The sequence below is a fragment of the Pseudomonas sp. FSL R10-1339 genome (assembly GCF_009600545.1).
GTDB classification, from domain to species: domain Bacteria; phylum Pseudomonadota; class Gammaproteobacteria; order Pseudomonadales; family Pseudomonadaceae; genus Aquipseudomonas; species Aquipseudomonas bubulae.
Window position 1 is genome coordinate 1 of record NZ_WIVQ01000130.1, and the last position, 9,192, is coordinate 9,192.

Genomic DNA, 9,192 nt, shown 5'->3' on the forward strand with positions numbered 1-9,192 from the left:
GGTGTCCCATGATCTGCGCACACCGCTGACCAGCATGCGCGGCAGTATCGACACCTTGCTGGCCCTGGGCGAGGCGATCCCGTTGAGCGATCGCCGCGAGTTGCTCGAAGGCACCCGCGATGAGGCCGAGCGTCTGGACCGCTACATCCAGAACCTGCTGGACATGACCCGCCTGGGCCACGGTGCGCTCAAGCTGGCGCGCGACTGGGTGTCACCTGCCGACATTGCCGGCAGCGCCTTGAACCGCTTGCGTGCGGTGCTGGCGCCCTTGCAGGTGCAGGTGGATGTTGCGGCGCAATTGCCGCTGTTGCACGTGCATGGCGCCCTGATCGAGCAGGCGCTGGTCAATGTGCTGGAAAACGCTGCGCGCTTTTCACCTCCCCATGGCCAGTTGCAATTAACGGCGGGAGCCGATGAAAGCGAATTGTGGTTTGCCGTCAGTGACCAGGGCCCGGGGATCCCCGAGGAGGACAGGGTGAAGATTTTCGATATGTTTTATACCGCCGCACGGGGCGATCGCGGCGGGCAAGGCACGGGCCTGGGGCTCGCCATCTGCCAGGGCATGGTGGGGGCCCACGGCGGGCGGGTCAGCGTCGGCGAAGGCATCGGCGGGCAGGGTACGTGCATTACCCTGTATTTGCCGTTAAGCCTTCAACCGTGCCCCGAGAATGAAGGTCTGGAAAGTGAAGACTGATATTCTTTGGCTATCCCTCTATTGCGATAACAAGTCATGAGCCAGAGCGCGACCATTTTGGTCATCGACGATGAACCGCAGATTCGCAAATTCCTGCGTATCAGCCTGGTGTCCCAGGGATACACCGTGCTGGAGGCCGCGACCGGGGCCGATGGCTTGAGCCAGGCAGCGCTCGGACGGCCCGATGTGCTGGTGCTCGACCTGGGCTTGCCGGACATGGATGGCCAACAGGTACTGCGCGAGTTTCGCGAGTGGTCAAATGCGCCGGTACTGGTGCTCTCGGTGCGCGCCAGCGAAGCGCAAAAAGTCCAGGCACTGGACGGTGGGGCCAACGATTACGTGACCAAACCCTTCGGCATCCAGGAGTTTCTGGCACGAATCAGGGCCTTGTTGCGCCAGGCGCCTGTGGGCGAAACCCGGGAGTCGGCGCTTGAACTCGGCCCCTTGACCGTCGACCTGGCGTTCCGCCGTGTGCTGCTCGATGGCGTCGAAGTGGCGCTGACCCGCAAGGAATACGCGGTGCTGGCGCTCTTGGCGCGTCATCCGGGGCGGGTCATTACCCAGCAGCAATTGCTCAAGGATATTTGGGGCCCGAGCCATGTCGAAAACAGCCATTACCTGAGAATTGTCGTTGGCCATTTGCGCCAGAAACTGGCGGATGATCCGACCCGGCCACGGTATATCGTGACCGAAGCCGGGGTCGGCTACCGGTTGTTGGACGCCTCGTCCTTTTCGTAACGGTCCAGGGTGTCTTTTGCAATCAGGCGGCCCAGGGCGATCAGCTCTTGGGCTTTGTAGAACTCGAAAAACCGGCACACCCGCTTGGGCACGTTGATCAGGATATCGGGCGGGTAACCGGCGATCTTGTATTGCGCCAGTGAAGTCTGCATGACCTCGAAGCTCTGGTTGATCAAATCCAGCAGCGAGGCCGGGCCGACGTTGTCGATGATCACCGAGCCGGTGGCTGACTTGGGCGAGCCCTCTTCAGCGGCTGGGGAGGCGGTTTGCGGCGTGTCGAGCCAGGGATTGGGCTTTGCCTGGGCCAGCGGCTCGGCCTGGGGGTTGAGCAGTTCCTGTTCGAGGTTGAGCAAGTGCTCGGCCTGTTTGTTGCGAAACGGCATGCGCGAGCCCAGCGAACTCATCAGGTTGTCAAAGCGCCCCTTGAAAGCCGCCGGGCGCTGGATCACCGGCAACTGGTAGTGGCTCTGGTGGGTGGAGTTGAGGTTGACGGCGACGATCAGGTCGCAGTGGCTGGACACCACCGGCACGATGGGCAGCGGGTTGAGCAGGCTGCCGTCCACCAGCATGCGGTTGCCCTGCATCACCGGGGTAAACAGGCTGGGGATCGCTGCCGAGGCGCGCATGGCCTGGTGCAGGCAGCCCTCCTGAAACCAGATTTCCTGCTGGTGGGTGAGGTCGGTGGCGACGGCGGTGTAGGGGATGCGCAGGTCCTCGATATTGATTTCACCGACCATATTGCGGATCTGGCCGAAGACCTTTTCACCGCGAATCGCTCCAAGCCGGAAGCTGACATCCACCAGGCGCAGCACATCGAGGTAGTCCAGGCTTTGAATCCAGTCCCGGTACATGTCCAGTTTGCCGGCGGCGTAAATCCCGCCCACCACCGCGCCCATCGAGCAACCGGCGATACAGGCGATTTCATAGCCGCGGCTTTCCAGCTCTTCAATCACGCCGATATGGGCATAGCCCCGGGCACCGCCGGAGCCCAATACCAATGCAATACGTTTTTTCATGAACCCCACCTTCGCCTGACAGTCACTCACAATGCCTTTTTGTGACCCTGAGTGACAGCTTTTGGCATGAACGCGTATCTACCAGCTAGGCTAGTGCCTTGTAGCAATGACGGGTAGGTGTTGCCGGTTTTTTTGATTTTTACGTTGTGGCACTTTTATGCAGGTTGTTCGTCTGAGATTGCACTGAACTTTAATTTCTGAGGAAAACAACATGAAAGCATGGATTTGTGTACCGCTGATCGCGCTGGCGTTGGCAGGTTGTGCGGGTACCAAGGCGTATCGCGACAGTTGTGCGACGAACCTGGATTCGGCCTGGCATGAACTGGACCTGGCCAAGGCGGAAGGCTTCGCCGGGACTGTCAGCTACTCCAAGGCCTTGTCCTTGTTGACGGCGGCCAAGACCCAGCAGCAATTTGAAGCCTTTGAGGGTTGCACCAAAAAAGCCGAGAAGGCGCGTTTCTATATTCGTGAATCCCGCGCCGGGCGTTGAAGCGCAGCGGTAAAGGGGGAGGGGGAGGATGTCTGAGCTGGTTGACCGGATAGTGGCAAACATCGTGCGTCTGGAGGTCAGGTTACTGGCCTGTCAGGCGCGTCTGGAAGCCGATACGGACCCGGAGGCCCTGCACGACCTGCGCACCACTGTGCGCCGCTTGCGCAGCCTGTTGCGGCCTTTGCGCGGGTTGCCGGGGGTTGTGCAACTTGAAATGTCTGCATCCCAGGTTGGCGTGTTGACCACCCCCCTGCGTGATCTTGAAGTGCTGGCGGCACATTTGCAGGCGCACGGCTACACGGCGCAGGCGCAACGCCGCACGCAACAGTTGGCCGGCAGTTATGCCCGGGTGGCCGACAGTGAGCAGTTGGCTCAACTGTTGATGATCCTCGAGGTGTTTCCGCGCTTTTTGCGTGCTGCCGAGCGAGAAGGCCTGCTGCGTGGTTTGCGCCAGCGGATCGCAAAGGTCCTGGAAAAACAGTGGAAAACCCTGGAAAACGCTCTCAATGACCCTGGCCATGACCGCCATCGCGTAAGGTTGCTGATCAAGCGCGTACGCTATGCCGCTGAAGCCTACCCGGAGTTGAACCAGCTGCCGCCCTTGGTGCTGGCCCGCCTCAAGGGGGCACAGCAGGCGCTGGGCGAATGGCACGATGCCTGGCAATGGTTGCTGCAGGCCGGGCAACACGCCGACTTGCAACCCTGTGTGGCGCAATGGCAGGCCACCCTTGAGCACGGCGAAAAACGCGCTGACAAGGCGTTGGTCAAATTGAGTGCGGCTTGCTTTCACTCCTGATCTTTGGCCGATACAGCACTGTGCAGAGTCAGATGGATGGGTAGTATCCCGTCATATTTATCTGTTTCGAGGTGCTTATGCAGTTTTGCGAATTGGTTGCGGCGGTGCGCAACACGCCTTTGGACGTGACCATTCCGGCCGATTGGGGCCAGGGCCGCGCCAGCTTTGGCGGCCTGTTGGTGGCTTTGCAGTACGAAGCCATGCGCGCCCATGTGCCTGTCGAGCGGGCGTTGCGCTCATTGGCAGTGAGTTTTGTCGGGCCGGTGGCCGCCGATGTACCGGTGCGTTTCGAGGTTGAGGTGCTGCGCGAAGGCAAGGCGGTCAGCCAGGTGCTGGGGCGGGTGGTACAGGACGGTCAGGTCATGACCCTGGTACAAGGCAGCTTTGGCGCTGCGCGGGAGTCAGTGGCGAACGTGGACGGCTTGCCTGCGCCTGAGATGAAGGCGCCCGAAGATTGCCCGCTGTTGCCCTATATCAAAGGGGTTACCCCGGAGTTTATGCGTCATTTGTCCATGGCCTGGGCCGTGGGCGCACTGCCGTTTAGCGGTCGTGGAACGCGGGAAATGGGCGGCTGGGTACGTTTTGATGGCGGTGTTGAGGACGAACCTCTGACAGAAACCCATTTGCTGGCGCTGGTCGATACCTGGCCGCCTGCACTGCTGCCGTTACTGAACAAGCCGACAGCAGGCAGCACGCTGACCTGGACCATCGAGTTCGTGCAGCCACTGCCTAAGGTCAGCACGTTGCAGTGGTGCAAGTACCTGGCCGTCATCGAACATGCGCGGGATGGCTACGGCCATGTGGCGGCCAACCTGTGGGGCCCAGGCGGCGAGCTGATTGCGCTCAGCCGCCAGACCGTAGCCGTGTTCGGTTGATCAGAAGGTCTGGCTGTTATCCGTTGCGCTGGTGGCCTTGTGGCCCTGGCGTTGCAGGATCAGGGCCGCAAACAGGGCAACCAGACCGATCACCGCGCTGGTGGCGTTTTCACTGAAGACGCCCGACACCAGCAACAGAAAAGCCACCACCATCATCGGCACTGCGATCAGGTTGATTGCCTGATACGCGGTGTTTTGCTGGCCGTGCGGGTTGGAGCGCCATTGCCAGGCCGGTAGATTTGGATGACGTTTGCCCATGATTGCTCTCCTTGTTCGAGGGTTCAGCCTGGGCTGAACCGGATAAACAAATCATAGATTTATGGTCACCCTGCGGCGAATCAACAATGGCTATTGGCCTTATAGCTTTAGTTGACCAATCGCCCGATTCAACTCGCCTGCCAGGGTTGCCAGTTCATTGCTGGTAGTGGCCGAGTCGACGGTCTGTTGCACGGTGTTTTCGGTGACATCGCGGATGCTCACCACTGCCCGGTTCATCTCTTCCGCGACCTGGCTTTGCTGCTCGGCGGCCACGGCAATCTGGGTGTTGCTTTCGCGCATTTGCGCCACGGCGTGCGTGATCTCGGCCAATGCCGCGCCCGCTTCCTGGGCCTGCTGCACGCAGTCGTCGGCCTTGAACGAGCTTTCCTGCATAAAATCCACGGCGTCGCGGGTGCCCGCCTGCAAGGCCGAAACCATGGCGGTGATTTCGTCCGTGGATGTCTGCACGCGTTTGGCCAGGTGCCTCACTTCATCGGCGACCACGGCAAAGCCACGACCCATTTCACCTGCGCGAGCCGCTTCGATGGCCGCGTTCAACGCCAGCAGGTTGGTCTGTTCGGCGATGCTGTGAATCACACTGACCACGCCGTTGATCTTCTGGCTGTCCTGGGCCAGTTGCTGGATCATTTCTGCAGTGGTTTGCACCCCGGTGGACAGGCTGGCGATTGACTGTTGCACGCGGCTGACCACCTGCTGGCCACTCCCCGCCAGGTTGTCTGCGGTTTGCGACAGGTCGCGGGTAGCCCCAGCGTGTTGCGCAATATGGTAGACCGTGGCCGACATTTCATTGATTGCGGTGGCGGCCTGGTCGGTCTCGCTTTGCTGGCCGAGCATGCCGTGGCGCACCTCGTCCATGCTGCTGGCCAGGCGCGCGGCCCCGGCATCCAGTTGCGCGGCGGTTTGGGCCACGGTGTTCACCACCCGCTGGTAACCGGCCTGCATGGCATTGAAGGCGCTGGCCATCTGCCCGACCTCATCGGTACACGCCAGGGGCACCCGGGCGGACAGGTCACCGGTTTTCTCCACATGCAGCATCACGTCCTTGAGGGTGTTGAGCTGGCTCAGCAGGAAGCGGATCAGCAACTGCGAAGCGCAGAGCATGGCCAGCATCAGGATCAGCACGGCGGCGGCATAGTTGGGCAGCCGCTCGACAAACACCTGAGCCAGGCTAGGTGTATGGGCCAGCACGGCGATTTTTTGTCCGTCGTCGCGGGTCAGTACCTCGGCGCCCAGCAGCAGATTGTGGCCGAACAACGGCATGGGATTGATTGAGACCCAGCCGTTGGCGTTGCCCAGTTGCGGCAGGGGTTGATCGTTGACGCTGGCGATCTGGTCGGGCGCCAGGGGCAGCAATTGGCTGGCCTCGGGCAAGGGCTGCCCGGCAGGCCAGGCACTGAGCAATTGCGCCTGGGCCCGGGCGTTGGCCTGGGCGGCGTTGCTGCGCGATTGCTGTTCCAGCTGCACGGCGTAGAGCACCAGCAGCAGTGTGGTGACAAAAGCCACCGCGTTGACAGCCCAGAATTTGTATTTGAGCGAGATGTTGCTAAGCCAGGTGCCCATGGGAGGTCTTCTCTGAATTGGCGCAAACAATATTGGCAAGGTGCCATCATTGTGCCGCTATTCAGTGACAATCTTGTTGATGTGGGTCAAAAGAGGCACTGCGTGGGAGCGGGCGTCAGTCTGTCAGTACCGGCAACCCGTAAAACGCCCGTGCACACGCGGTGGTGTGTTCGGCCAGGTCCTGCTCGCTTTCGCCACGGTGCACGGCCACTTCACGCAATACGTCGGTCAGGTAGGCCGGTTCGTTGCGACCATTTTTCGGTTTGGGCCGCAGGGTCCGCGGCAACAGGTACGGCGCATCACTTTCGAGCATCAGGCGACCGCGCGGGATATCACGTACCAGCGGGTGCAGGTGGGTACCGCGGCGCTCGTCGCAGATCCAGCCGGTAATGCCGATATGCAGGTCAAGGTCGAGGTAGCTGAACAGCGCCTTTTTCTCGCCGGTAAAGCAATGCACCACAGCAGCCGGCAAGCGGTCGCGGAAGTCGCGCAGGATTTCCAGCAAACGCTGGTTGGCATCACGCTCATGCAGAAAAACCGGCAGTTGCAGGTCAACAGCCAGCGCCAGATGTTCTTCCAGCACTTTCTCCTGCTGGGCGCGGGGCGAAAAGTCGCGGTTGAAGTCCAGCCCGCATTCACCCACCGCACACACGCCCGGTTCCTTGAGCAGGGCAAGCAACTGGCGGGCGCTGTCGCCGTTCCAGTCACTGGCCGAGTGCGGGTGAATGCCGGCCGTAGAGAACAGCCGCTGGCCGCTTTCGTCCAGCTCGCGGCACAGTTGCAAGGCCTGTTCGCTGCCTTCGACGCTGGTGCCGGTCAATACCAATTGGCACACCCCGGCCGCGTAGGCACGGTCGAGCACGGCCTGGTGTTTGCCGTCAAAGCTTGGGTTGGTCAGGTTGACGCCGATATCAATGAGTTGCATGGTTTTACCTCAGGCCACAGGCCTCGCAGCATATCAGAGCTGTAGATTTACAAGAAAAACCAAGAACTACAGACAGTTATGGTTGTCTTTGAATGCCGCAACAACGCAATGCCCGGTTGTTTAAAGGACGCATTGACTGTTTTGCGCGCTGATTCCAGCGCTTGAAAGCCTCACTTGAGGCAACCGGTTGTCGGGAAACCGACCGGGTGCTGGGCTGTATTCTTTCCGGAGAACGGATGACAAGACCGACGCTATTGATTGCGCTGTGCCTGCTGCTGTTGCCGCTACCGGCACTGGCACGCCTGACCGGACCTTTACAGGTCGGGCAGCCAAGCCAGGTCCGCGATCTGGCGCAAATCCGCAGCAGTCAGGTGTTGCGGGTGCTGGTCAATCAAAGCCGCAACAGCTCGGGCGAGGTGCAGGGGCAGGCGATTGGCGTTGAATACCATCGTCTGCGTGCGTTTGAACGCTACCTCAACAGCCATGCCCGCGATGGCCAGGAAATAACCCTCAAGATCATCCCTAAAGCCAAGGATCAACTGCTGGGCGCATTGTCCCGGGGTGAAGGCGATGTAGTTGCCCCGGGTGAGTTGATCGATTTCAAGCCCAGCCGCGCCATCAGCGCCAGTGATCCGATCGTCGACGATGTGCCCTTGTTGTTGGTGGGGGTCAAGGGCGAGCGGCGCTTTACCCGCCTTGAGCAACTGTCGGGCCGCACCGTGGCGTTGACCACCGGCAGTGCGGCGGGAGCCTCGGTCAATTTGATCAATCAAAAACTGGCCTTGCGCAAACTGCCCCCGGTGAAGATTGAGTGGGTAGATCCGACCCTGGCGGTGGAGGATGTGCTGGAGATGGTGCAGGCCGGGATTTTTCATTTGACCATCGTGGAGCGCCCGATTGCCGAGCGCTGGGCCACGCTGATGCCCAAGCTGCGTTTTGACCGCAAGGTGCTGGTCAGCGAGCCCGAGGCCATGCACTGGTATGTACGCCGTGATGCGTCGATGTTGCGGGCCAGCATCGACCGGTTTCTCGATGGCTACAAGGCCCCGGCCGATCAGGATGTGGCCTTTGAGCGGGTATACCGACGTTTGTACCGGGTGCATTACCCGTTGGCCCGGGCCGATCGCCAGCAGCTTGAAAAACTGCGCCCGGTGTTGCAAAAACATGCCCGGCAACAGGGCATGGACTGGTTGAACCTGGCAGCGCTGGCATTCAAGGAGTCTACCCTCAACCCTGAAGCCAAAGGCAGCGGCGGGGCGACAGGGCTACTCCAGATTACCCCCTCGGCCGCCCGGCGGGTGGGGGTCAACAATATTCAAAACGTCGATAGCAATGTGCAGGCCGGTGCCCGGTATCTGTCGCTGATCCGCCGCAAGTTCTTTGCCAGCCCCAAGCTCAACGAGCGTGAGCGCATGGCGTTTGTGCTGGCGGCTTACAACATGGGGCCGGAGCGGGTGCAGGGCATGCGGGCTGAAGCCAGGCGACGCGGCCTGAACCCCAATCAATGGTTCTTTCAGGTGGAACGTATTGCCATGGAGCAGGTGGGAATGGGGGCTGTCAGCTATGTTAATAGCGTGAATAAATACTATTTGGCCTTTGACCGGGAGCGGGATTCCCTGGAACCGGCAAAAGCTGAACTGGTCACACGCAAATAATCGAATAATTTGATTGTTTTGTCAGGTTTATTCGACTTTTAACATTATAAAAACTGATTAGTATGGCGAGCATTCCCCAACTGATGACCTAAGGAAACTCCGAACAAGTCTCCAAGTATGCTGAAATACAGCCTCACCACCTGCCCCGAGTGCGTCATGAGCCA

General features: G+C 60.4%; 10 protein-coding genes. 6 read left to right on the plus strand and 4 right to left on the minus strand.

From position 1 onward, the window contains the following. On the plus strand, positions 1 to 694 hold a 694-nt coding region (locus GHO03_RS22460), incomplete at its 5' end, for a sensor histidine kinase KdpD (protein ID WP_256668744.1). A gap of 36 nt (positions 695 to 730) precedes the next feature. Then, complete coding sequence (locus GHO03_RS22465) at positions 731 to 1,432, plus strand: response regulator (RefSeq protein WP_095023979.1); 702 nt, start codon at positions 731 to 733, stop codon at positions 1,430 to 1,432. On the opposite strand, the gene GHO03_RS22470 is transcribed toward GHO03_RS22465, so the two are convergent. Beyond that, complete coding sequence (locus GHO03_RS22470) at positions 1,399 to 2,448, minus strand: patatin-like phospholipase family protein (protein ID WP_095002166.1); 1,050 nt, start codon at positions 2,446 to 2,448, stop codon at positions 1,399 to 1,401. The two genes, GHO03_RS22465 and GHO03_RS22470, sit on opposite strands and share 34 nt — an antisense overlap. A gap of 211 nt (positions 2,449 to 2,659) precedes the next feature. Here GHO03_RS22470 and GHO03_RS22475 point away from each other — a divergent pair, with 211 nt between their 5' ends. The 3 genes from GHO03_RS22475 to GHO03_RS22485 all read left to right on the plus strand — a co-directional run bounded on the left by GHO03_RS22475 (position 2,660) and on the right by GHO03_RS22485 (position 4,609). Further along, positions 2,660 to 2,938 carry a hypothetical protein gene (locus GHO03_RS22475; RefSeq protein WP_095002165.1) on the plus strand — a complete coding sequence of 93 codons (279 nt, stop codon included), beginning with the start codon at positions 2,660 to 2,662 and terminating at the stop codon, positions 2,936 to 2,938. 28 nt (positions 2,939 to 2,966) lie between these two features. After that, positions 2,967 to 3,734, plus strand: coding sequence for a CHAD domain-containing protein (locus GHO03_RS22480; protein ID WP_095002164.1), 768 nt, complete (start codon positions 2,967 to 2,969; stop codon positions 3,732 to 3,734). Between the two features lie 77 nt (positions 3,735 to 3,811). Beyond that, a complete protein-coding gene (locus GHO03_RS22485) occupies positions 3,812 to 4,609 on the plus strand; it encodes an acyl-CoA thioesterase II (protein WP_095002163.1) in 798 nt (265 codons plus the stop codon). On the opposite strand, the gene GHO03_RS22490 is transcribed toward GHO03_RS22485, so the two are convergent. From GHO03_RS22490 to GHO03_RS22500, 3 genes are all read right to left on the minus strand, one after another. Then, on the minus strand, positions 4,610 to 4,867 hold the full coding sequence (locus tag GHO03_RS22490) for a terminase (protein WP_095002162.1): 258 nt from the start codon (positions 4,865 to 4,867) through the stop codon (positions 4,610 to 4,612). 99 nt (positions 4,868 to 4,966) lie between these two features. Continuing rightward, positions 4,967 to 6,448 (minus strand): methyl-accepting chemotaxis protein, encoded by a 1,482-nt coding sequence (locus GHO03_RS22495; RefSeq protein WP_133144912.1) that lies wholly within the window; start codon positions 6,446 to 6,448, stop codon positions 4,967 to 4,969. Positions 6,449 to 6,563: 115 nt separating this feature from the next. Then, entirely contained in the window at positions 6,564 to 7,373 is an 810-nt protein-coding gene (locus tag GHO03_RS22500; protein WP_016780110.1) for a TatD family hydrolase, read from the minus strand. 236 nt (positions 7,374 to 7,609) lie between these two features. Between GHO03_RS22500 and GHO03_RS22505 the strand changes: the two genes are divergently transcribed. Then, positions 7,610 to 9,028 carry a transglycosylase SLT domain-containing protein gene (locus GHO03_RS22505; RefSeq protein WP_095002160.1) on the plus strand — a complete coding sequence of 473 codons (1,419 nt, stop codon included), beginning with the start codon at positions 7,610 to 7,612 and terminating at the stop codon, positions 9,026 to 9,028. The last annotated feature ends 164 nt before the right edge of the window (positions 9,029 to 9,192 follow it).